Origin of the sequence: Alishewanella sp. BS5-314 (assembly GCF_025377695.1) — a bacterium.
GTDB lineage: Bacteria > Pseudomonadota > Gammaproteobacteria > Enterobacterales > Alteromonadaceae > Alishewanella > Alishewanella aestuarii.
The window spans coordinates 823,691-846,449 of record NZ_JACEHJ010000002.1 but is presented as its reverse complement, the minus strand read 5'-3'; the positions used below and the strand labels follow the sequence as shown (position 1 = coordinate 846,449).

Annotated in this window: 19 protein-coding genes and 1 pseudogene; 15 read left to right on the top strand and 5 right to left on the bottom strand. The window is 50.8% G+C overall.

The features are described from left to right. The first annotated feature begins 39 nt into the window (after nt 1-39). The 5 genes from H1D31_RS08485 to H1D31_RS08465 all read left to right on the top strand — a co-directional run bounded on the left by H1D31_RS08485 (nt 40) and on the right by H1D31_RS08465 (nt 4,501). Entirely contained in the window at nt 40-624 is a 585-nt protein-coding gene (locus H1D31_RS08485; RefSeq protein ID WP_261257710.1) for a GNAT family N-acetyltransferase, read from the top strand. Next, a complete protein-coding gene (locus H1D31_RS08480) occupies nt 624-1,967 on the top strand; it encodes an NAD(P)/FAD-dependent oxidoreductase (RefSeq protein ID WP_261257708.1) in 1,344 nt (447 codons plus the stop codon). Before H1D31_RS08485 ends, H1D31_RS08480 begins: the two co-directional genes overlap by 1 nt. Before the next feature lie 42 nt (nt 1,968-2,009). Further along, on the top strand, nt 2,010-2,651 hold the full coding sequence (locus H1D31_RS08475; protein ID WP_261257706.1) for a LysE family translocator: 642 nt from the start codon (nt 2,010-2,012) through the stop codon (nt 2,649-2,651). A gap of 125 nt (nt 2,652-2,776) precedes the next feature. Next, the gene (locus H1D31_RS08470) at nt 2,777-3,694 is read left to right on the top strand and encodes a rhodanese-related sulfurtransferase (protein WP_261257704.1); all 918 of its coding nucleotides are present in this window, start codon (nt 2,777-2,779) and stop codon (nt 3,692-3,694) included. A 237-nt stretch (nt 3,695-3,931) separates the two neighbouring features. After that, nucleotides 3,932-4,501 carry a YceI family protein gene (locus H1D31_RS08465; RefSeq protein WP_261257701.1) on the top strand — a complete coding sequence of 190 codons (570 nt, stop codon included), beginning with the start codon at nt 3,932-3,934 and terminating at the stop codon, nt 4,499-4,501. 56 nt (nt 4,502-4,557) lie between these two features. On the opposite strand, the gene H1D31_RS08460 is transcribed toward H1D31_RS08465, so the two are convergent. From H1D31_RS08460 to ubiG, 5 genes are all read right to left on the bottom strand, one after another. Continuing rightward, the gene (locus H1D31_RS08460; protein WP_261257699.1) at nt 4,558-5,532 is read right to left on the bottom strand and encodes a tetratricopeptide repeat protein; all 975 of its coding nucleotides are present in this window, start codon (nt 5,530-5,532) and stop codon (nt 4,558-4,560) included. A 65-nt stretch (nt 5,533-5,597) separates the two neighbouring features. After that, nucleotides 5,598-5,855, bottom strand: coding sequence for a class I ribonucleotide reductase maintenance protein YfaE (yfaE, locus tag H1D31_RS08455; protein ID WP_065954756.1), 258 nt, complete (start codon nt 5,853-5,855; stop codon nt 5,598-5,600). A 5-nt stretch (nt 5,856-5,860) separates the two neighbouring features. Then, on the bottom strand, nt 5,861-6,991 hold the full coding sequence (gene nrdB / locus H1D31_RS08450) for a class Ia ribonucleoside-diphosphate reductase subunit beta (RefSeq protein ID WP_008608508.1): 1,131 nt from the start codon (nt 6,989-6,991) through the stop codon (nt 5,861-5,863). Between the two features lie 69 nt (nt 6,992-7,060). After that, nucleotides 7,061-9,346 carry a class 1a ribonucleoside-diphosphate reductase subunit alpha gene (nrdA, locus tag H1D31_RS08445; RefSeq protein ID WP_261257696.1) on the bottom strand — a complete coding sequence of 762 codons (2,286 nt, stop codon included), beginning with the start codon at nt 9,344-9,346 and terminating at the stop codon, nt 7,061-7,063. 352 nt (nt 9,347-9,698) lie between these two features. Further along, a complete protein-coding gene (gene ubiG, locus H1D31_RS08440) occupies nt 9,699-10,427 on the bottom strand; it encodes a bifunctional 2-polyprenyl-6-hydroxyphenol methylase/3-demethylubiquinol 3-O-methyltransferase UbiG (protein ID WP_008608512.1) in 729 nt (242 codons plus the stop codon). 188 nt (nt 10,428-10,615) lie between these two features. Here ubiG and gyrA point away from each other — a divergent pair, with 188 nt between their 5' ends. The 10 genes and pseudogenes from gyrA (at nt 10,616) to H1D31_RS08390 (ending at nt 22,701) form a co-directional block, all read left to right on the top strand. Further along, entirely contained in the window at nt 10,616-13,246 is a 2,631-nt protein-coding gene (gene gyrA, locus H1D31_RS08435) for a DNA topoisomerase (ATP-hydrolyzing) subunit A (protein WP_261257694.1), read from the top strand. Nucleotides 13,247-13,351: 105 nt separating this feature from the next. Next, the gene (gene serC, locus H1D31_RS08430) at nt 13,352-14,434 is read left to right on the top strand and encodes a 3-phosphoserine/phosphohydroxythreonine transaminase (protein ID WP_261257693.1); all 1,083 of its coding nucleotides are present in this window, start codon (nt 13,352-13,354) and stop codon (nt 14,432-14,434) included. Next, a complete protein-coding gene (gene aroA, locus H1D31_RS08425) occupies nt 14,431-15,711 on the top strand; it encodes a 3-phosphoshikimate 1-carboxyvinyltransferase (protein WP_261257692.1) in 1,281 nt (426 codons plus the stop codon). The genes serC and aroA overlap by 4 nt, the downstream gene beginning before the upstream one ends. Nucleotides 15,712-15,855: 144 nt before the next feature. After that, nucleotides 15,856-16,548, top strand: a complete 693-nt coding sequence (gene cmk / locus H1D31_RS08420; RefSeq protein ID WP_008608517.1) for a (d)CMP kinase — start codon at nt 15,856-15,858, stop codon at nt 16,546-16,548. A gap of 110 nt (nt 16,549-16,658) precedes the next feature. Then, a complete protein-coding gene (gene rpsA, locus H1D31_RS08415) occupies nt 16,659-18,338 on the top strand; it encodes a 30S ribosomal protein S1 (protein ID WP_008949235.1) in 1,680 nt (559 codons plus the stop codon). Nucleotides 18,339-18,379: 41 nt separating this feature from the next. Beyond that, nucleotides 18,380-18,688 (top strand): annotated as a pseudogene (gene ihfB, locus H1D31_RS08410) (integration host factor subunit beta); the annotation flags it as partial. Nucleotides 18,689-18,726: 38 nt separating this feature from the next. Continuing rightward, on the top strand, nt 18,727-18,972 hold the full coding sequence (locus tag H1D31_RS08405; RefSeq protein WP_008608520.1) for a DUF1049 domain-containing protein: 246 nt from the start codon (nt 18,727-18,729) through the stop codon (nt 18,970-18,972). A gap of 5 nt (nt 18,973-18,977) precedes the next feature. Beyond that, complete coding sequence (locus H1D31_RS08400; RefSeq protein ID WP_261257688.1) at nt 18,978-20,111, top strand: N-acetylglucosaminyl transferase; 1,134 nt, start codon at nt 18,978-18,980, stop codon at nt 20,109-20,111. 21 nt (nt 20,112-20,132) lie between these two features. Then, a complete protein-coding gene (gene pyrF / locus H1D31_RS08395) occupies nt 20,133-20,831 on the top strand; it encodes an orotidine-5'-phosphate decarboxylase (RefSeq protein ID WP_261257686.1) in 699 nt (232 codons plus the stop codon). Between the two features lie 145 nt (nt 20,832-20,976). Further along, nucleotides 20,977-22,701 carry a potassium/proton antiporter gene (locus H1D31_RS08390; RefSeq protein ID WP_261257684.1) on the top strand — a complete coding sequence of 575 codons (1,725 nt, stop codon included), beginning with the start codon at nt 20,977-20,979 and terminating at the stop codon, nt 22,699-22,701. The last annotated feature ends 58 nt before the right edge of the window (nt 22,702-22,759 follow it).

Genomic DNA, 22,759 nt, shown 5'->3' with positions numbered 1-22,759 from the left:
AGGATTTTTAAACAGCAAAACCTTAAAGAGGAACAGCCTTTGCATACATTCAAGACTGTAGGTAAAGCGGAGATCCGGATTATACCCTTAACTGACATCGCAGCTCAGTCAGTGGTCGAGCTCGCAACCTTGGTGCATGGTCCGGGCTATTTGGACAAGGCTACGCTGACGGAGTGGCAGAGTCTGGGGCAAAGTGCCGGCGTTAATGCCAACTTTATTGCGCTTGCGGACGAGCAGCTAGTCGGATACCGGCTCAGTTTTAGCGCCGGTAACTGGCGACAAGATGAGTGGTGTTCGCCAGAGTTGTGGCCGGTAAGCGCCACAGAGCTAGCCTATTTTAAATCTGTGGCAGTACATCCGGCTTGGCAAGGGCTGGGTATTGGTCAGCAGTTGTTGCAGCAGGCAATTGCAGTACTCAGACAGCAGGGCGCGAAAGCTGGTCTGGCGCATTTATGGCGCGAAAGCCCGCATAACAGCGCCGTGCGCTACTTTAGTAAAGCCGGGGGACGCTTATTAAAAGTTCACCCTAACCGCTGGCAGCATCTATCTGCGGCAGGTTATCTGTGTCCGCGTTGTGGTACGCTTTGTTACTGCAGTGCGGCCGAGATGGTACTGGAGTTTTAATGCCCGCTTTTTACGACCCTTATATCGCAACATCATTAGATAGCGGTAACCGCTATGTTGACTCTTACTGGACCGCAAATACTTCGATAGCAAGTCAGCCTCAGACCTCAGCACTGCCAAAGCAGGCTGAGATCGTGGTGGTCGGAGCCGGTTATACTGGCCTTAGCTGTGCTTACGAGCTGAGTCAACGCTATCAGCGTCAGGTACTGCTGCTGGAAGCGAATCAACCTGGGTGGGGCTGCAGTAGCCGTAACGCCGGTTTTGTACTGCGCGGTACCGGTCGGTTAGGCCTCAGCCAGCTTAAAGCCCGGTTTGGCTTGGAGCAGGCCCAGCTATTTCACCAGGAATATGGCTTAGCTTTGCAGCGATTAAAAGACTTGGTCGCTGCCGGTAATATCGATTGTCAGGCGCAAACACCGGGGTATCTGAAAATTGCCCATACCGTGAAACAGGCGCAGTTACTGCAGCAACAAGCTGAGCGTTTACAGCGGGATTTTGCTTATGCGGTCAGCTTTCTGGATCAATCAGCACTGCAAGCTTGTATTAATAGTCCGGGCGCCTTTGGCGCCTTACGACTACCGGATTGTTATGGTATTAACCCGTTTTTATTGCTGCAGGGGCTGGCAGGTTTAGCTGAGCGCAGCGGGGTAAAGTTATTTACCAATACCTCACTGCAGGCGATTAATCACAGCGGCACAGGCTACCAACTGACTACCAGTGCCGGTTCACTGCACTGTGACAAATTGGTGCTGGCCACCAATGCCTATACACCGAAAAATATTCTGCCTGAGCTTAACCGGGGCTGCCTGCCGGTGCTAAGCAGCATTATTGTGACCCGGCCACTGACTGCCTCAGAGCTATCGGCCTGTGGCCTGACGCCCGGTTTTATGGCGATGGATACCCGAGCCTTGAAATATTACTACCGGCTATTACCGGATAATCGCGTGCTATTTGGTGGTCGCAGTGCGATCAGCGGCGCTGATTTGGCCAAGCCGCATTATCCGGCGCAGTTACGCCAAGCGCTGTGGCAAACCTTGCCGGCGCTGCAAGGTATCGATTATCAGTATCACTGGGCGGGTTGGGTTGGCGTCTCTTACGACGATCTGCCGCGTATTGCTCAAACTTCCGAGGGAATTTATTATGCTGCCGGCTATTGTGGCAGTGGCGTATCTTATAGCTTACTGGCCGGACAACGCCTGGCCGAAAAGCTGATGGGCGAAACCTTACCGCCATTGCCGCTGTATCAAAGCCCGCTGCAGCCCTTTCCGTTTACCCGCGGCCGCCGGTTGGCACAATATGCCTATTATCAGTGGGCCCAGTTTGCTGACCGCTTTTTAAGTTAGGCGTCACAAAGCTAGAACTTATAAAAATAAGGATTAAGCAGTATGCCAGCATTTTGGCCAGAGTTTTTGTTAATTGCCACCGCACATTTATTAGCGGTAGCCAGTCCAGGACCCGATTTTGCGATTATCCTGCGTTATGCCGTGCGCTACGGCCGGCAAACCGCCATTTGGGCTAGTCTGGGTATTGGTACCGCTATCCTGTTGCATATTACCTATTCGCTGGTTGGTATTGGCTTATTGATAAAAACCACACCCTGGTTATTTCAGGCGCTAACGGTGGTGGCAGCCGGTTACCTGATTTATCTGGGGCAGGGCGCGATTCGGGCCCGGCCGCCGGTTGGCATAGCAGGTGAAGAAGAGGCGATGCCTGATGTGCCGGCCCGGCGCGCCGCGTTTTTAGCCGGCTTTATTACCAATGGTTTAAATGTTAAAGCGACCTTATTCTTTTTGTCGCTGTTCGCGGTGGTGATTTCAGCCAGTACACCGCTCAGTTATAAAGTGATCTATGGTCTCTATATGGCCGTTGCCACCGCGCTCTGGTTCTGTTTGTTATCCGTTTTGCTAACCCGACCGGCGGTGCGGAGCTTGTTGCTGGCGAAAGGTTATTGGTTTGATCGGTTAATGGGTATCGTACTGTTAATGCTGGCTGGCCATTTATTACTCAGTACCTTTTTACCGGCTTAACAAGCTGGCAGCACGAAAACAGCGGTTGGACAGCAGGCCGGATGTCGTTATAATGCGCGCCGCCCTTGTGGCGCTAACCATTAATTGCACTGGATTTGCGGTCCAGCCTGGCAAGAGGATAAAAGATGTTTGTTGTAGCTGCCTTATATAAGTTTGTTGATTTACCGGATTATGAAGCTCTGCGCGAGCCGCTGTATAACCATATGGTGATGCATAAGGTGAAAGGCACCTTGCTGTTAGCCGCGGAAGGGATTAATGGCACTATTTCTGGCCCGCGCGAAGGGGTTGATGCGGTCAAAGCCTGGCTGGAGGCTGATGGGCGCTTTGCGGGGATGAGTTACAAAGAATCTTTCGCCGCAGAGCAGGCGTTTTACCGTACCAAGGTTAAGCTGAAACAAGAAATCGTGACCATGGGCGTCGAAGGCCTGGATCCAAAGCACATTGTTGGCACCTATGTTAGGGGTGAAGAGTGGAATAAGCTGATCAGCGATCCGGATACCATTCTGATCGATACCCGTAACGATTATGAAGTGGCGATCGGTACGTTCGAAGGCGCGATTAACCCCAACACCACCAGTTTCCGCGAGTTCCCACAGTGGGCCGCCGAGAATCTGGATAAAACTAAACATAAAAAAGTAGCGATGTTCTGTACCGGTGGCATTCGCTGTGAAAAGTCGACTGCCTTTTTAAAAACCCAGGGCTTTGAAGAGGTTTACCACCTGGATGGCGGTATCCTGAAGTATCTGGAAGAGATGCCGGAAGAAAACAGCAAATGGCAGGGCGAATGCTTTGTGTTTGACCAGCGCGTGGCGGTAAAGCATGGATTGGAGCAGGGCAGTTATGATCAGTGTTATGCCTGCCGGATGCCGTTATCGGCTGCCGATCTGGCGTCTGAGCACTATGTCAAAGGCTTAAGCTGCCCGCATTGTCACGACAAAACCACGGACGAGCAAAAAGCAGCCTTCGCCGAGCGGCAAAAGCAGGTACAACTGGCGCAAGCGCGCGGCGAAAAACATATTCGCGACGGCAAATTCGAATCCTAAGCGAAACAGCCGTTATCCACAGCACTCCGGTACCAGTCTGAACTTATCCACAGCACTCCGGTACCGGTCTGACCAGCTTATTAGCGCTAAAGCAACATCTTCTCGCCAATGCTGCTGCATAAGGCTGCAATAAATCTAATTAATCGAACACTACCTGCGTTTTAATGCAATTTTCTTTCGGGTTCTTTCAGGTAAGCTGGATAGCGTTACGTAATGACTGTCTCTCGGAGGAACCTGATGAAAAAATTACTGTTAGCATCATCTTTAGCTGCATTAATGGCATTGCCGGCACAAGCCGCTGACTATGTGATTGACACTGAAGGCGCACATGCCTTTATCCAGTTTAAAATTAGCCACTTAGGTTATAGCTGGCTGTATGGCCGTTTTAATGACTTTAGCGGCGACTTTAGTTACGACAGCAATAATCTGGCCGCCTCGAAAATCAATGTCACTATCGATACCACCAGTATCGACTCAAACCATACTGAGCGCGATCAACATTTACGCAGCGCTGATTTTCTAAACGTTGAAAAATTCCCGCAGTCCAGCTTTGTTAGCACCAAGGTCGTTCCCACCACCGGTGATAACTTTGAGCTGCATGGCAAGTTCACGTTAAATGGTGTAACCAAAGATATCGTGATTGCTGCCGAGAAAATTGGTGAAGGTCAGGATCCCTGGGGCGGTTATCGGGCAGGTTTTGCCGGCACCACCGCCTTTGCATTAAAAGACCTCGGCATCAACTATGACTTGGGCCCGGCCGCGGCAACTGTCTATCTGGAACTGAGTGTCGAAGGGATCCGCAAGTAAGATGCTCAATTGCCGCAGTTTTGGCTGCGGCACGCCCTGCGGCCTATGTCTGAGGATTAACGCTGTTCCAGCTGTGTTGCTAATTGCGCTCTGGCTTCGATAAAGTCGGCTTCATCCAGCACCACCCTGGCAATTTGCTGATACAGCGCTCTGGCACGGACAATATCACCCTGAGCGAGGTATAACTGCGCTAAACGTAATCGGGCGCGCGGCAGACGGGGTTGCTGGCTATTATCATAGAATGACAGATAGCTTTCCAGCGCATGGATCCCCTCCAGCTGGTAGCGCTCGGTAAACACGGCCAGCCGCCCTAACTGGAAATGTACATTCTGCTGGCTTACCGGATCGCTAAGCAACGGTAACAGCTGTAAATAGGTTTGTTGTGCTACCAGAAAGGCGCTTTGCTGGGTTAAGACGGCACCTTTGCGTAGTAAGAGTTCAGTGTTATCCGGTGTCTGCAGTAACTGGGCATCAAGCAGCGCTTGCGCATCACTCAACCGGCCCTCAGCCACAGCAATACCAGCCCGGGCAAGGGTGCCCTGCACCGGATTTTTCGCAAATAACTGCTCGGCAAGTTCAGCTGCTAAAGGCTTGCTACCACCGGCAGTGGCAGGAGCGACCTGATAAAAGTTAATCAGCGCTTGCTGTGCCAGATAGTTTTCCGGATCCAGGCTGATGGCTTTTTGCAGCAGCTCAAGACCATCGGTTGCTCTTTTACGGGCGTTAAAGATATTGCCACTATTCGCCAGCGCGATTTTGTTCAGTGCCGCCTGCGTCAGCAGGGCACTGTGCTCCGGGAATTCTTCAATCAATTGATTTAACAGCGTACTGGCTTCTTCGCGGAACTGTTGCTGGATCAGCGAGCGTACCATCAGCAGCATCAGCTGCGGATCGCGCCGGGCAGCCGGATCTTGCTCCATGCGTTGTAATAACTCGGTATAACGCGCCTGAGCAAATAAAGACTGATAATCGCTGTTGGCGAGTGCCGGCAGCGGTAGCGTTAACATCAACGACAGAACAAGAGCTTTCATCAACAACCGTCTAAAGCAGCCAAAATCCGGCGCTAATTTTGCTTTAACTTAAGCAAAAATACCATTTATTTCGGAATTTCCAGCTCGATATCGGTCTGTGGAATACTGCAACATGGCAAGAATTCGCCACGGCGGACAAAGGCCAGCGGCTCTTGCAGGTAGCTAACTTGTCCGCTTAACAGTTTACAGCGACAAGCGCCGCAAAAGCCCTCGCGGCACTGATAGTTAACGGCCTGCTGTTGTTGCTCCAGAAACTGTAGCAGGTTAGGCGAGGAGCCATCGAAGTTGACGACCACCTCGCCATTAATGCGAACCTGCGGCATCGGCGTTACAGATCAAAATCACCAAAGTCGGCGGTATCGACTTCGTTATCAATCTGACCTACCAGATAGGAGCTGATCTCCGATTCCTGCGGTGCCACCTGCACATTGTCGGATACCAGCCAGGTGTTGATCCACGGAATGGGGTTTTGCGTGGTGGCAAAGCGTGGTTTTAAGCCGACAGCCTGCATCCGGCTATTGGTAATAAACTCGACATACTGACACAGAATATCTTTGTTCAGACCAATCATCGAACCATCTTTAAACAGATAGGCTGCCCAGTCCTTTTCCTGCTCCGCCGCGCGCATAAAGATGGCGTAAGATTCCTCTTCGCACTCTTTGGCAATCTCCGCCATTTCCGGATCATCATCACCGCTGGCCAGAATATTCAGCATATGCTGAGTGCCGGTAAGGTGCAGCGCTTCATCGCGGGCAATCAGCCGGATAATCTTGGCATTCCCTTCCATCAGTTCACGCTCAGCAAAAGCAAAACTGCAGGCAAAGCTGACATAAAAGCGGATCGCTTCTAATACGTTTACCGACATTAAGCACAGGTAAAGCCGCTTTTTCAGCTCACGCAAGGTGATCTGCTCGGTCTTACCATTAATTTGATGAGTGCCTTCACCACAACGCTGATACAGATTAATGCCATCAATCAGATCGTCATAGTAACGGGTAACATCAACTGCTCGCTCTAAAATCCGCTCGTTCAGCATAATATCGTCGAAGATCTTATGCGGTTCAGCACTGATATTACGGATAATATGGGTGTAGCTGCGGCTGTGAATGGTTTCACTAAAGGCCCAGGTTTCAATCCAGGTTTCCAGCTCCGGAATAGACACTATTGGCAACAGGGCGACGTTAGGCGAGCGGCCCTGTACCGAGTCCAGCAGCGTCTGGTATTTCAGATTGCTGATAAAGATATGTTTTTCATGCTCAGGTAATTGCTGGAAATCAATCCGATCTTTACTGACGTCAATCTCTTCCGGCCGCCAGAAAAAGCTCAGCTGCTTTTCGATCAGCTTTTCAAAAATCGGATACTTTTGCTGGTCATAACGGGAAACGTTTACGGCATTACCAAAGAACATCGGTTCCTTGAGCTGGTCATTGATATTGCGGTTAAAGGTGGTGTACGCCATGCTGATTTTAATCCTGAGAATCTGACAAAAACTTACTAAAAAAGAGCGGCCGGGCCGCTCTTCACTGCATTAGATCTTACAGGCGCCACCGGCGCAGCCGTCGTCTTCTGCTGCGGGCTTGATATCATCCTGGATATCTGAAGCGCCATCACGGGTGTTGTGATAATACATTGTCTTCACACCCAGCTTATAAGCGGTAAGCAGATCTTTCAGCAGGATCTTCATCGGTACTTTACCGCCTTCGAACTTGGCCGGATCATAGTTGGTGTTAGCCGAAATGGTCTGGTCGATAAATTTCTGCATAATGGCCACCAGCGTCAGATAACCATCGTTGGATGGAATATCCCACAGCAGCTCGTACTGATCTTTTAAGCGCTCATACTCTGGCACAACCTGCTTTAAGATACCGTCTTTACTGGCCTTGACGCTGATATGGCCACGCGGCGGCTCGATACCATTAGTCGCATTCGAGATCTGCGATGAGGTCTCAGATGGCATCAGCGCAGACAACGTTGAGTTACGCAGGCCATACTGCTGAATATCTTTACGCAGCTGCTCCCAATCCAGTTGTAAGGCTTCAGCACAAACCTTATCCAGATCCTTTTTATAGGTATCAATCGGCAGAATACCCTGCGCATAAGTGGTCTCGTTAAACTTCGGACAAGGGCCTTGCTCCTGCGCCAGTTTCACCGAGGCTTTCAGCAGATAATACTGCATTGCTTCGAAGGTACGGTGGGTCAGGGCATTGGCCGAGCCGTCCGAGTATTTCACGCCATTTTTCGCCAGGTAGTAGGCATAGTTAATGACACCAATGCCCAAGGTACGGCGCGCCATGGAGCCGGATTGTGCGGCCGGAATAGGGTAGTCCTGATAATCAAGCAGACTATCCAGTGCCCGCACCGCTAAATCCGCCAGCGGTTCAAACTCGTCCAGCTGTTCAATGGCGCCGAGGTTAAAGGCTGACAGTGTGCAGAGCGCGATCTCACCGTTTGGATCGTTAACATGCTCCAGCGGTTTGGTCGGCAGCGCAATTTCCAGACACAGGTTGCTTTGCCGTACCGGTGCCAGCGCCGGGTTGAACGGGCTGTGCGTATTGCAGTGATCGACGTTTTGCAGGTAAATGCGGCCGGTACTGGCGCGCTCCTGCATAAATAAGGTAAAGAGTTCGACTGCCTTAATGCGCTTTTTACGGATCTTGCTGTCAGCTTCATACTTCACATATAAGGCTTCAAACTTTTCCTGATCTTCAAAGAAAGCATCATACAGCCCCGGCACATCAGACGGGCTGAATAAGGTGATATAGTCATCTTTAATCAGGCGCTGATACATCAGGCGGTTAAACTGCACGCCATAGTCCAGATGCCGCACCCGGTTCTCTTCCACACCACGGTTATTTTTCAGTACCAGCAGCGATTCCACTTCCAGATGCCATAAGGGGTAGAACAGGGTGGCGGCACCACCACGCACACCGCCTTGCGAGCAGCTTTTTACTGCGGTCTGGAAATGCTTATAAAACGGGATACAGCCAGTATGGAAGGCTTCACCGTTACGGATTGGGCTACCCAGAGCACGAATACGACCCGCGTTAATACCAATACCGGCGCGCTGCGACACGTATTTTACAATGGCACTGGAGGTGGCATTGATCGAATCCAGGCTATCACCGCACTCAATCAGTACGCAGGAGCTGAACTGACGGGTTGGAGTACGTACACCGGACATAATAGGTGTGGGCAGTGAAATCTTAAACAGCGACGTCGCATCATAGAAGCGGCGTACATAGTCCAACCGCGTGCTTTTCGGGTAATTGGCAAATAAACAGGCGGCAACCAGCATGTAGAGGAACTGGGCGCTTTCATAAATCTCACCGGTTACCCGGTTTTGTACCAGATATTTACCTTCCAGCTGCTTAACGGCAGCATAACTGAAATTCAGATCGCGGCTATGGTCGATATAGCTATTCAGGATATCCAGCTCTTCGCGGCTGTAATCAGCCAGAATATGCATATCGTAGCGTTTGGCTTCGACCATCTTCACCACCTGGTCATACAGGTGGGGTGGTTCGAACTGACCGTAGGCTTTTTTGCGTAGATGGAATACTGCCAGCCGGGCCGCCATATACTGGTAATCCGGGGTCTCTTTTGAGATCAGATCGGCAGCGGCCTTGATAATGGTTTCATGAATATCGGACGACTTGATGCCATCATAGAACTGAATATGGGATTTCAGTTCCACCTGCGACACCGACACGTTTTTTAACCCCTCGGCCGCCCAGTCAATGACGCGGTGAATTTTATCTAAATCCAGAGGTTCGCGCCGACCATCGCGCTTAGTCACAAAAAGAGTTTGAGTCATCGCTGAAGTATTCCATTTCTTTTAATAATAAATGAATCGGGTTTAGCGCACGGCTATCAATACACCCGGGTTGCTGACGATTTACACAACATATGGGTGTATTTCAAAAGACGATCACAAGATAGTGTGTATTGCAGGAATTTGCAAGCGAGGAAAAAGCGGCTTTTTTGTGCAGTTTTTTTGCCGGTTAGCAGCCACTAACCTTGAGCTCAGTGTGCCCGGATGCACCGGTCAGAGGCAAGCTTTTTTATAGATTTTTTTGCTTGGATTTATTTGTTCTATAAAGCGTCATTTTTAGTTTAAGCGGTTATTTAGCAGCCAGGGTGTATCACGGTCCCCAGCTGCTTGACCATCAGAGTGGCTTACGCGCTACCACGAAGTAGTTGACATCCAAACCGGCACCAAGCTTAAAGCTGTTATTGAGAGGGTTAAAATGCAGACCAGTGGCATCCACTAATTCCAAACCGGCGTCTTCGATATAGCGCATCAGTACTGAGGGGCGGATAAACTTATCAAACTGATGGGTACCGCGCGGCACCAGCTTTAACAGATACTCAGCGCCGACTATGGCAAACAGGTACGCCTTGGCGGTTTTGTTAATGGTCGAGAACACCAGAGTAGCACCGGGTGCGGCCAGTTCGGCGCAGGCGCGCACCACCGATGCCGGATCCGGCACATGTTCCAGCATTTCCATACAGGTCACCAGTTCAAATTCGCCGGCGTGGCGCTCGGCAAAGTCTTCTGCGGTGCTTTGCTGATAATCAATATTCACTCCGGCTTCCAGGGCATGCAGGCGGGCGACATTCAGGCCATCCGGCGCCATATCAATACCAGTTACCTTTGCGCCGGCGCGCGCCATACTCTCGGCCAGGATGCCACCGCCACAGCCGACGTCGAGAGTGTTGCGGCCAAACAGACCACCGAGTTGATCACTGATATAACCTAAGCGGGTCGGATTTAATAAATGTAGTGGTTTAAACTCACCTTCCGGATCCCACCAACGGGCAGCAATCTCATTAAACTTACTGATTTCATTCTGATCGACGTTACTGTTTTTATCGAAGTTATCGGGGCTGTTCATAGTCACTACCTGATTGTTTTCGCGCATTATAAAGCCTTAGCCGGTGCTGGCAACGGCGGCAATTCGAGCAGGCGGTGCAAACAGGCATGGCAAGGTAATATTTCTGTGATAGAATCCGGCGTTGTCTCGCGCTAAACAAAGGCAAGAAAAGCGAGTTATCTATCTGATTTAAGGGAAAATAACGTTTTATGACAGATCTGGCCAGAGAAATAGTTCCAATAAATATCGAAGAGGAATTAAAAAATTCCTACCTCGATTATGCCATGAGCGTAATCGTTGGCCGGGCCTTACCCGATGTCAGGGATGGTCTGAAGCCAGTGCACCGCCGCGTGTTGTTTGCCATGAAGGAACTGGGTAACGACTGGAACAAGGCCTACAAAAAATCCGCCCGTGTCGTCGGTGACGTTATCGGTAAATACCACCCCCATGGTGACAGTGCGGTATACGATACTATCGTGCGGATGGCTCAGCCGTTTTCGCTGCGGTATATGCTGGTGGACGGTCAGGGTAACTTTGGTTCGATTGACGGCGACTCTGCCGCCGCCATGCGTTATACCGAAGTCAGAATGGCCCGCATTGCCCATGAGCTGTTAGCCGATCTGGACAAAGAAACCGTAGATTTTGTGCCGAACTACGACGGCACCGAACAAATTCCCGCCGTATTACCGACCAAGGTACCGAACCTGCTGATTAACGGCTCATCCGGTATTGCCGTAGGTATGGCAACCAATATTCCGCCGCATAACCTGAATGAAATTATTGATGGCTGTCTGGCACTGATTGCGAATCCGGATATTGAATTGCACGAACTGATGCAACATATTCCGGGCCCGGATTTCCCGACTGCGGCCATTATCAATGGCCGTAAAGGTATTGAAGAAGCCTACCGTACCGGCCGGGGCAAGGTGTATATCCGCGCCAAAACCACGTTGGAAACCGACGAGAAGACCGGTCGCGAAGCCATTATCGTTAATGAAATTCCGTATCAGGTAAATAAAGCGCGGCTGATTGAAAAAATTGCCGAGCTGGTAAAAGAAAAACGCATTGAAGGTATCTCAGCGTTACGTGATGAGTCTGACAAAGACGGCATGCGGATTGTGATTGAGCTAAAACGCGGCGAGTCCTCAGACGTGATGCTGAACCAGTTATATGCCAATACCCAGATGCAAACGGTATTTGGCATTAATATGGTGGCCTTGGCCAATGGCCAGCCAAAGCTGTTAAGCCTGAAAGAGATGCTGGAATACTTTATTCTGCATCGACGCGAAGTGGTGACCCGCCGTACGGTATTCGACCTGCGTAAAGCCCGCGAACGTGCCCATATCTTAGAAGGTTTAGCCGTTGCGCTGGCCAATATCGATGCCATTATCGAACTGATTAAAACCTCAGCCAGCCCGGCAGACGCCAAAGCCGGCTTAGTTGAGCGCGGCTGGGAGCTGGGTGGCGTCAGCGCCATGCTGGAACGTGCCGGTCAGGACGCAGCGCGTCCGGAATGGCTGGAAGAACATTTTGGCATCCGCGACGGCCAGTACTTCCTGACGGAACAACAAGCCCAGGCCATCCTCGACTTACGTCTGCACAAGTTAACGGGGCTGGAACATGAAAAGATCCTGGCCGAGTACAAAGAACTGCTGGATCTGATTGCTGAGTTACTGCATATCCTGGCAAGCCCGGAACGGCTGATGGAAGTGATCTGTGAAGAGCTGGCCGCAGCCAAAGCCCAATACGGCGATGCCCGGCGCACCGAAATCCAGGACAATATGCTGGATATCAACTTAGAAGATTTGATCACCGAAGAAGATGTGGTGGTGACCTTATCGCATCTGGGTTATGCCAAGTATCAGCCATTGACTGATTATGAAGCGCAGCGCCGTGGTGGCCGCGGTAAAGCCGCAACTACCGTAAAAGATGAAGACTTCGTGGATAAGCTGCTGGTTGCCAGTACCCACGATACCATTTTGTGTTTCTCAAACCGCGGCCGTTTATACTGGCTGAAGGTGTATCAGTTACCGCTGGCCAGCCGCACCGCGCGTGGCAAACCTATCGTCAATATTCTGCCGTTGGAAGAGGGCGAGCGCATCAACGCCATCCTGCCGGTACGCGAATATGAGGAAGGTAAGTACGTCTTTATGGCTACCGCCAACGGTACCGTGAAGAAAACCGCCTTGACCGAATATTCGCGGCCACGCAGCAACGGTATTATTGCGGTGAATCTGAATGAAGGCGATAAGCTTATTGACGTTGGCATTACCGATGGCAGCAATGAAATTATGCTGTTCTCGGATGATGGCAAGGTTGTACGCTTTGCAGAAGAAGCTGTAAGACCGATGGGCCGCGGCGCCACCGGTGTACGCGGTATTCGCTTACGCGATGGCGGCAGCGTGGTGTCACTGATTATTCCTCAGGGCGAAGGCGCTATCCTGACCGTGACAGAAAACGGCTATGGAAAACGTACTGCACTGACCGAATATCCGACCAAGAGCCGCGCTACCCAGGGTGTGGTCTCGATCAAGGTCTCTGAGCGTAACGGCCTGGTGGTTGGTGCGGTGCAGGTCGCGGAAAGTGACGAGATCATGATGATTTCAGACAAAGGTACGCTAGTACGCACCCGGGTACGTGAAGTGTCAGAAGTGGGTCGCAATACCCAGGGCGTGATCCTGATCCGTACCCAGGAAGGCGAAAAAGTTTCGGGTGTGGAGCGAATTGCTGAAATTCAGGAAGAGCAGGTCACAGCGCTGGCTGATGCTGAAGCTGTAGTCCGTACGCCGGAGGTACAGGACAGCCAACTGGCGCAGGATGACGCCGGCGAAGAAGAATAATACTGTTTAGAAAACGGGCGCTTTGGCGCTCGTTTTCTTTTAGGCAGAACGAGAAAGAACAACTAAGGCCAGTTTTAAATTACGCAACGAAAGTGAGATCTAACCATGACAACCTATAATTTTTGCGCTGGCCCGGCGATGCTGCCTGTTGAAGTAATGGCGCAAGCCCAGCAGGAATTTGTGAACTGGCAAGGCCAGGGCTGCTCGGTAATGGAGCTGAGCCATCGCAGTAAGCCTTTTATTAAAGTTGCCGCTGACGCGGAACAAGACCTGCGCGATTTACTGGCGATCCCCACCAACTACAAGGTGCTGTTTATGCACGGTGGTGGCCGTGGCCAGTTTTCCGCCGTGCCGCTTAATTTATTAAAGGCCGGTCAAAGCGCCGACTATTTTGTCTCTGGTGCCTGGTCATCCGCAGCGGTTGAAGAAGGGACTAAGTTTGGTCAGATTAATGCGCAGGATATCCGCGTTAAGAACGCCGATGGCAACCGTAGTTTGCTAAGTCCAGCAGACTGGCAGATTAACTCAGCTGCGGCCTATGCGCACTTTTGCCCGAACGAAACCGTTGATGGCCTCGAGTTCTCGACCTTACCGCAAACCTCAGTGCCGTTAGTTGCGGATCTGTCATCGACCATTTTATCGCGGCCACTGGATGTCAGCCGCTACGGTTTGATTTATGCCGGCGCGCAGAAGAATATCGGCCCCTCAGGCCTGACCGTTGCCATAGTCCGAGAAGATTTATTGCCGGCGCCCAACAGCGCCATTCCGGCGGTACTGGATTACCGCCTGGCGGCCGAAAATGACAGCATGTTTAACACGCCACCAACCTATGCCTGGTATCTGGCCGGTTTAGTGTTTAAATGGTTAAAAGCTCAGGGCGGTGTGGCGGCAATGGCGAAATTAAATCAGCAAAAAGCTCAGACGCTGTATCAGTTTATCGATCAAAGTGATTTTTACCGCAACGACGTTGATACGGCATATCGTTCCTGGATGAATGTGCCGTTTTTCCTGGCCGATGAGCGCTTAAACGATCTGTTCGTAACCGAAGCCGAGCAACATGGATTACTGGCGTTAAAGGGGCACCGCATGGTCGGCGGCATGCGCGCCAGTATTTATAATGCGATGCCGTTGGCGGGCGTACAAACGCTGGTCAGCTTTATGCAGGAGTTTGAGAGGGTACACGGATGAAAACCCTAACCCTGCAACCTATCGCAAAAGTGGCCGGTGAAGTGCATTTACCCGGCTCGAAAAGTATCTCTAACCGGGTCCTGCTGTTAGCTGCACTGGCCGAAGGCACGACCCGCATTACCAACTTGCTCGACAGCGATGATGTTAAGCATATGCTGAACGCTTTAACGGCGCTCGGCGTCAGTTATAAGTTATCAGCCTGTCGTACCGAATGCGAAGTACATGGTCTGGGTGGTTTATTTCATCATCCGCATGCGCTAACGTTATTTTTAGGTAATGCCGGCACCGCGATGCGACCGTTAACGGCGGCCCTGGCCGCGTCTAATGTTGATGTGACGCTAACTGGCGAACCTCGGATGTATGAGCGGCCGATCGGTCATCTGGTCGACACACTGCGCCAACTTGATGCCGATATTCAGTATCTGGAGCTGGATGGTTTTCCGCCACTGCGGATCAAAGGTAAATCCCTTAGTGCTGGTACAATGCGGATTGATGGCAGTATCTCCAGTCAGTTCTTAACGGCGGTGCTGATGGTAGCGCCACTGCTTGACGGCGATAGCGAGATCCTGATTGACGGTGAGCTGGTTTCAAAACCCTATATCGATATCACGCTGGCATTGATGGCACGCTTTGGTGTCACGGTGGAAAATCAGCAATATCAGCGTTTTTTGGTAACGGGTAACCGGCGTTACCGCTCACCGGGCCACTGGCTGGTTGAGGGCGATGCGTCATCGGCGTCCTACTTTTTGGCGGCCGCGGCGATTAAAGGCGGTACCATTAAAGTCACCGGCATTGGTAAAGATGCGGTGCAGGGTGATATTCACTTTGCCGATGCGCTGGAGGCGATGGGCGCCACAGTGGAATGGGCCAGTGACTATATCGCCGTTACTCGTAACCAATTAACTGGCATTGACCGTGATTATAACGCCATTCCGGATGCTGCGATGACCATTGCCACCACGGCGCTGTTTGCCAAAGGGCCGACGGTGATCCGCAATGTTTATAACTGGCGGGTTAAAGAAACCGATCGGCTGGCAGCGATGGCAACAGAGCTAAGAAAAGTTGGTGCTGAGGTAGAAGAAGGCGAAGATTATCTGAAAATCACGCCACCGGCGCAGCTAAAGCATGCCAGCATTGCCACCTATAATGACCATCGGATGGCGATGTGTTTCTCACTGGTCGCATTAAGTGATACGCCGGTAACCATTGAAGATCCGGATTGTACCGCTAAAACTTTCCCGCAATACTTTGAGGTATTCCGGCAGCTGAGCCAGTAAAACCGGCTCTCTCGGTCAAAACGCGTAACCAAGCCGGCTACGCGTTTTCTTTTTCTCCACCGCAGTTAAACACAGCTTTTGTCATAAAAAGCTGTATAATATGCGCCGTTTTCAATAGCTATTAATCTGTTTTCTGGGGGTAGGATGCCACTTAATGCACCTGTTATTACTATCGATGGCCCTGGTGGCGCGGGTAAAGGTACGATCAGCCGTTTAGTTGCGCAGCAACTGGGATGGCAGTTACTCGACAGCGGCGCCATATACCGGGTGTTAGCGCTGGCGGCGATGCATCATCAGATTGATGCCGCTGATGAAGCAGCGCTGCAACCACTGGCCGCGCACCTGGATGTGCAGTTTGCCAGTGACGAAGCCGGTAATACCCTGGTGATCCTGGAAGGTGAAAATGTTAGCCACAGTATCCGTACGCAGGAAGTGGCTGAAATGGCATCAAAAATTGCGTCCTTACCCACAGTGCGTGAAGCACTGCTGCGTCGCCAGCGCGCCTTTGCCGAACAACCGGGTTTAGTCGCCGACGGCCGTGATATGGGTACAGTCGTATTCCCACAGGCTGAAGTTAAAATCTTTTTAACCGCCACCGCGCAAGAGCGCGCCAACCGGCGCTTTTTAGAGTTGAAACAAAAGGGTTTTGATGTTAATATCGGCGACCTTTTAAGCGAAATCCAGGCCCGCGACGATCGGGATACCAATCGCGCGACGGCACCGCTAAAACCGGCTGCGGACGCCTATATGCTGGATTCGACCGGTAAAACTATTGAACAAGTGCTGCAAGAGGTGCTGCAGGTGGTGCAAGGCAAATTGCCTGTGCACAACCGGTGAACCAGGCCGAAGCTGCATGTTGGACAGCCAGTAACACGGATGCTTACTGGTAAATTTAGCAACCCCATAACACAAGATGTGAAGTGGAGCACTTAACCGAAAAAGTGACTATGACTGAAAATTTTGCTTTATTATTTGAGGAAAGCCTCAAAGCCATCGAAACCCGCCCAGGTGCCATCGTTAAAGGTACTGTTGTTGCTGTTCTGAAAGACGTCGTTATGGTTGACGCCGGTCTGAAATCAGAAGCAGCCATTCCGGTTGAGCAGTTCAAATCTCTGAGCGGCGAAATCGAAGTGAACGTGGGTGACATCATCGACGTAGCCTTAGACGCTATCGAAGATGGTTTCGGTGAAACCTTACTGTCTCGCGAGAAAGCTAAGCGTCATGAAGCCTGGGTTCGCCTGGAAAAAGCTTGTGAAGACAAAGAAACTGTTATCGGTGTTATCACTGGTAAAGTTAAAGGTGGCTTCACGGTTGAAGTTGACGGCATCCGCGCTTTCCTGCCTGGTTCATTAGTAGACGTACGTCCGGTACGTGATACAGCACACTTAGAGCACAAAGAGCTGGAATTCAAAGTTATCAAGCTGGATCAGAAGCGTAACAACGTGGTGGTATCACGTCGTGCCGTGATCGAATCTGAGAGCAGCCAGGAACGTGACCAGCTGTTAGAAAACTTAGAAGAAGGCATGGAAGTTAAGGGTATCGTTAAGAACCTGACTGACTACGGTGCTTTCGTAGACTTAGGCGGCGTAGACGGCTTACTGCATATCACTGATATGGCGTGGAAGCGCGTTAAGCACCCAAGCGAAATCGTTAACGTTGGCGACGAAATTCCAGTTAAAGTACTGAAGTTCGACCGTGATAAGCAACGCGTATCTTTAGGCCTGAAGCAAATGGGCGAAGATCCGTGGGCAGCTATCGCTTCACGTTACCCAGAAGGCGCGAAAATTTCTGGTCGCGTAACTAACCTGACTGATTACGGCTGCTTCGTAGAAATCGAAGAAGGCGTAGAAGGCTTAGTACACGTATCTGAAATGGACTGGACCAACAAGAACATCCACCCATCTAAGGTTGTTAACCTGGGTGATGCAGTGGAAGTTATGGTTCTGGAAATCGATGAAGAACGTCGTCGTATTTCTTTAGGTCTGAAACAGTGTAAAGCTAACCCATGGGAAGAGTTCGCTAAGGGCTTCAACAAGGGCGATCGCGTAAGCGGTAAGATCAAGTCTATCACTGACTTCGGTATCTTCATCGGTCTGGACGGCGGCATCGACGGTCTGGTTCACTTATCTGACATCAGCTGGAACTCTACCGGCGAAGATGCAGTTCGTGAATTCAAGAAAGGCGACGAAGTACACGCTGTTGTACTGCAAGTTGACCCAGAGCGTGAGCGTATCTCTTTAGGTATCAAACAACTGGACGAAGATCCGTTCAATGATTACCTTGCTGACAACAAAAAAGGTGCTATCGTTAAAGGTGAAGTTTCAGCCGTTGACGCTAAAGGCGCTACTGTGATGTTAGAAGGTGGTGTTGAAGGTTACGTTCGCGTGTCTGATATTTCACGTGATCGCGTTGAAGACGCTACTACAGCGCTGAAAGTTGGCGAAGCCATTGAAGCCCGTCTGATGGGCGTGGATCGTAAGAACCGCGTAATCAGCCTGTCTATCAAAGCCAAGTTTGAAGCTGAAGAAAAAGAAGCTATGGATAACATCAACAGCAAGCAACAAGATGCTGACTTTGGTGTAAACGCTATGGCTGAAGCATTTAAAGCTGCTCAAAAGCAGGACTAAAATGCCAGTGAAGCAGGGGGCCTAAGCCTCCTGCTTTCTCTACACGCAGGTATGCCGGAGGGTCTATGACCAAATCTGAATTAATTGAAAAGCTTGCCACCAGTTTCCCCCATATTCAGGTCAAAGATGTTGAAGCGTCTGTAAAAGAAATTCTGGAGCAGATGGCACAATCGCTTGCTTCCAGCGAACGTATTGAAATTCGTGGTTTTGGTAGCTTTTCGCTGCATTATCGCGCCCCCCGTGTTGGCCGTAATCCCAAAACCGGCGACAAGGTTGAGTTAGATGGCAAATACGTGCCACACTTCAAGCCCGGTAAAGAACTGCGGGATCGGGTAAAAGATAACACCTGATAGTTATTGCTTGTTATCGGCAAACTTAACGGAGCTGAGTGTTGCGTAGACTGGTTTTTATTTTTTTCACGCTGCTGGTAATCTTGCTGGGTTTTTTACTCGGCTCCACTAATCAACAACTCACTGAGCTGAATTTACTGGTCGTCAGACTGGAATTGCGCGTCGTCGATATCGCCGTGATTTTTTTACTCACCGGCTTACTTCTGGGCCTGGTATTCAGTTTGCTCTTCTCGCTACAACGTAAAACCCGGGGCTGGTTTAGTAAAACCGCTGATAAAGCCTGACCGCTATGCCTGAACTGCTATTTCTGTTACTTCCTGTTGCCGCTGCTTATGGTTGGTTTATGGGACGAAATAGCCTGAAAACCAAAGAGCTTAAGGGCAGAGCTGACGTTACCCGCAATCTGTCATCTGGTTTGAACTTTCTGCTCACCGATCAGGAAGATAAGGCCATAGAGCAACTGCTGGAACTGCTGGATATTGAAGCCGCTACTATTGATACCTATCTGGCACTGGCAAACCTGTTCCGGCGCAAAGGCGATTGGGACAAGGCGATAAAAATTCATGAAAAGCTGCACCAGCTAAAACTGCCAAAAAACAAAGCACAGCAGATCCAGTTTGAACTGGCAAAAGACTACTTTTCTGCCGGTTTGTTTGACCGCGCCGAATACCTACTTCTACCTCTAACCGATAATGAGATATTGCGTGAAGCTGTGCTGAAACAGCTATTCAGTATCTTCCTGGCCACCCATGAGCCACAAAAAGCCGTAGCATTGCAACCGGCGGTTGAGAAAACCCAATCGCGTAGTTTGCGCATTATGTTGGCAAATATGCAAATTCAGCATCTGGAAAAAAGCCAACAGCTGGATCTGAACCGCCTGCAGCAACTGGCGGAGCATTTTCCACAAGCGATCCGGCCTCGCGTTGCGCTGGCCCGTCAGGCATTGGCTGAACAGCAGCCGGCAGTGGCGAAAGCGGCAATACTGAGTGTGTTAAAGCAGCGCGTACAATGGGCAGCAGAGCTACTGCCATTATTGCAGCAATGTCAGTTGGACGTGACCGAATGGCAACAGTTACTCAGCCCACTGGCAGACAAGCATAATATCAGTGCCTGTTTGTTACTAACGGACCACCTGGCTGAACATCAATCTGCCGCCGCCGCAGAGCAATATTTATTACCTAAACTGCGGCAACAGCCGAATATCCGCTTATTCCAGAAATTATTGCAGCTGCGTCAGCAGCAATCGGCGCTGGCTGCCGAGGCACTGATCTCGGTGGAAGAGCTGGTAAACGCCTATCTCGACTCCAAAGCCCTGTATAGTTGCCGCAGTTGTGGCTTTAAAACCCGTCAACCTTATTGGTTATGTCCGTCCTGTCAGCAGTGGGAGACTGTAGAACCCATTGCCGGGATCGATGGCCGTTAATTTTTAGCTAAAGGATACCTCATGTCTTGTCGTTCGCCTGTGATTGTTGCGCTGGATTTCGAACAGCAGCAGCAAGCGCTTAATCTGGTTAGCCAGTTAGATCCCAGCCTGTGCCGGTTAAAAGTGGGCAAGGAGATGTTTACTCATTTCGGACCTGACTTTGTTAAAGCGCTGCAACAGCGAGGCTTTGAGGTTTTCCTGGATCTGAAGTTTCATGATATTCCGAATACGGTAGCCAAAGCAGTGGCGGCAGCGGCCGAGCTTGGCGTTTGGATGGTAAACGTCCATGCCAGTGGCGGCAGTCGCATGATGCAGGCCGCCAAAGAAGCGCTACTGCCTTTTGGCGCTCAGGCCCCCAAACTGATCGCCGTGACTGTGCTGACCAGTATGGAGCAAGCGGATTTAACGGAACTGGGCATTATGCTTACGCCAGCACAGCAGGTACAAAAACTGGCGGCGTTAACTGCTGCAGCGGGTCTGGATGGTGTAGTGTGCTCAGCGCAGGAAGCGACTTTGTTAAAGCAGCAATTTGGTCAGCAGTTTCAACTGGTTACTCCGGGGATCCGACCGGCCAACAGCACTGCAGACGATCAACGCCGGGTGATGACACCCAAAGCGGCACAGCTGGCGGGCGTTGATTATATGGTCATTGGCCGGCCAATCACTAAAGCCGCTGATCCGCTTAGCGCTTTAAAGGCAATTGTTGACGAACTTGCCTGATTTTTAAGCTAAAAACCAGCAATTTACGTTAAAGACTGGTAATAGGCCCGCCCAATCCGCTATTCTCGGTACAGCGGCACCGGATCCTGGTGCACTCCATACTGCCAGTTACCGCTGGCAGTATGCTGTTAGCGGAGCAACATAAATGGATGGAATTAACCTGGCCATACTGGCCGGCGCCTTATTGTTCTTTATCAGTATTATCGCCACGCTGATTTCGGCGCGGCTCGGTGCACCTATGCTATTGGTGTTCCTGCTGATTGGAATGGTCGCCGGTGAGGATGGAATAGGGGGTATCCAGTTCGCTAACCCTCAGATTGCCTTTTTGATCGGCTCCATCGCGCTGGTGATTATTCTGTTCGACGGCGGTATGCGGACGCACCCGGAGCGATTTCGGGTTGCCTTGGCGCCGGCGTCGATGTTAGCAACGCTGGGAGTGGTGATTACCTGTGGCACTGTCGGGGTGGCAGCTGCCTATTTACTTGGCTTGGGTTGGATTGAAGGTTTGTTGCTTGGCGCCATCCTAAGCTCTACTGATGCTGCGGCCGTATTTTCGATTTTCCAGTCACAGCGGCTAAAAATTAAAGAGCGGGTGGCGTCGACATTGGAGATCGAATCCGGTAGTAACGATCCGATGGCGGTTATTCTGACGCTGACGCTGGTTTCGCTGCTGGCTCAGGACAAGGCGCTGGATGCCTTTGTCCTGGTGACCTTTTTGCAGCAAGCCGTAGTCGGCGCTGCTATGGGTTATGGTGCGGGCAGGGTATTCGTATTCTTGTGCCGTAAGCTGCCGCTAAGCTTTGCATTCTTTCCACTGCTGGCAGTGGCCAGCAGTATTATGATTTACGCACTGACAAACTCCTTTGGTGGCAGCGGTTTTCTGGCGGTTTACCTGATGGGTTATATCGTGGGTAACGCGCGCTTACCTCAGATCATCCATATTCTGCGGATGCACGACGGTCTTGCCTGGATCAGCCAAATCAGTATGTTCTTAATGTTAGGTCTGCTGGTTTCACCCGGCAACCTGATGGATCATCTGTGGCATGCATTATTAATAGCGGGGGTGCTGATCTTTATCGCCAGGCCACTGGCTGTATTTATCTGTTTGATCCCGTTTAAATTCCCGATGCGCGATCAACTCTTTATCAGCTGGGTTGGCTTAAGAGGCGCGGTGCCTATTATTCTGGCGCTGTTTCCATGGCTGGCCGGTGTGCCAAATGAGCACCTATATTTTGACGTCGCCTTTGTGGTGGTTATTGTCTCGCTGGTGTTACAAGGCTGGAGTTTGATCCCGGTAGCCCGTTGGTTAAAACTGGAAGTTCCGGCAGAGCTTGAGCCTGACCAGGCCATGCCACTGGATGCGGTGCCATCAAAAGATGTGATGGAAGTACTGGCCTATAAAGTGACATCACGTTCACCGGTACTAACGATGCGCTGGCAACAACTCGGCGTACAGCTGCCGGTGCAGTATCTTGGGCTGATCCGGGATGGTGACTGGCTACAAGCCAGTGAAGATCCTGCTATCGCCGCCGGTGATACCATTATGGTGTTGTCGCATTTAAAACATGTGAAAAAGCTAAGCGAAATCCTCGCCAGTGATGCTGAAAAGAGCGTGTTGGATAACAGTAACTTCTTCGGTGATTTCTTACTCAATGGCGCAGTTAGCCTGAGTGATTTAGATGCGTTCTATACCATTAATATGGCAGAGTTAAATCGGGAGCAGACGCTGTCTGCCTATATTAGCGAACGTTTCCATCGCCGGGTGGTAATAGGTGATCAGGTGAAGCTGGATCAGTTACTTTTAACGGTACGTGAAATAAATGAGCAAGGCGATATTACTCAGGTTGGTATTAAACCGCTGCAAGATTGAGATTTGAGCTAAAGTGAAGACTACAGCGTATAGCTGCTTATGTGCTGTAACATAAAAC

Bases quoted from the DNA above. Each gene is read 5' to 3' on its own strand.
- H1D31_RS08480 (WP_261257708.1), top strand. From the start codon at position 624: ATGCCCGCTTTTTACGACCCTTATATCGCAACATCATTAGATAGCGGT.
- H1D31_RS08475 (WP_261257706.1), top strand. From the start codon at position 2,010: ATGCCAGCATTTTGGCCAGAGTTTTTGTTAATTGCCACCGCACATTTA.
- H1D31_RS08470 (WP_261257704.1), top strand. From the start codon at position 2,777: ATGTTTGTTGTAGCTGCCTTATATAAGTTTGTTGATTTACCGGATTAT.
- H1D31_RS08465 (WP_261257701.1), top strand. From the start codon at position 3,932: ATGAAAAAATTACTGTTAGCATCATCTTTAGCTGCATTAATGGCATTG.
- H1D31_RS08460 (WP_261257699.1), bottom strand. From the start codon at position 5,532: ATGAAAGCTCTTGTTCTGTCGTTGATGTTAACGCTACCGCTGCCGGCA.
- yfaE (WP_065954756.1), bottom strand. From the start codon at position 5,855: ATGCCGCAGGTTCGCATTAATGGCGAGGTGGTCGTCAACTTCGATGGC.
- nrdB (WP_008608508.1), bottom strand. From the start codon at position 6,991: ATGGCGTACACCACCTTTAACCGCAATATCAATGACCAGCTCAAGGAA.
- nrdA (WP_261257696.1), bottom strand. From the start codon at position 9,346: ATGACTCAAACTCTTTTTGTGACTAAGCGCGATGGTCGGCGCGAACCT.
- ubiG (WP_008608512.1), bottom strand. From the start codon at position 10,427: ATGAACAGCCCCGATAACTTCGATAAAAACAGTAACGTCGATCAGAAT.
- gyrA (WP_261257694.1), top strand. From the start codon at position 10,616: ATGACAGATCTGGCCAGAGAAATAGTTCCAATAAATATCGAAGAGGAA.
- serC (WP_261257693.1), top strand. From the start codon at position 13,352: ATGACAACCTATAATTTTTGCGCTGGCCCGGCGATGCTGCCTGTTGAA.
- aroA (WP_261257692.1), top strand. From the start codon at position 14,431: ATGAAAACCCTAACCCTGCAACCTATCGCAAAAGTGGCCGGTGAAGTG.
- cmk (WP_008608517.1), top strand. From the start codon at position 15,856: ATGCCACTTAATGCACCTGTTATTACTATCGATGGCCCTGGTGGCGCG.
- rpsA (WP_008949235.1), top strand. From the start codon at position 16,659: ATGACTGAAAATTTTGCTTTATTATTTGAGGAAAGCCTCAAAGCCATC.
- H1D31_RS08400 (WP_261257688.1), top strand. From the start codon at position 18,978: ATGCCTGAACTGCTATTTCTGTTACTTCCTGTTGCCGCTGCTTATGGT.
- pyrF (WP_261257686.1), top strand. From the start codon at position 20,133: ATGTCTTGTCGTTCGCCTGTGATTGTTGCGCTGGATTTCGAACAGCAG.
- H1D31_RS08390 (WP_261257684.1), top strand. From the start codon at position 20,977: ATGGATGGAATTAACCTGGCCATACTGGCCGGCGCCTTATTGTTCTTT.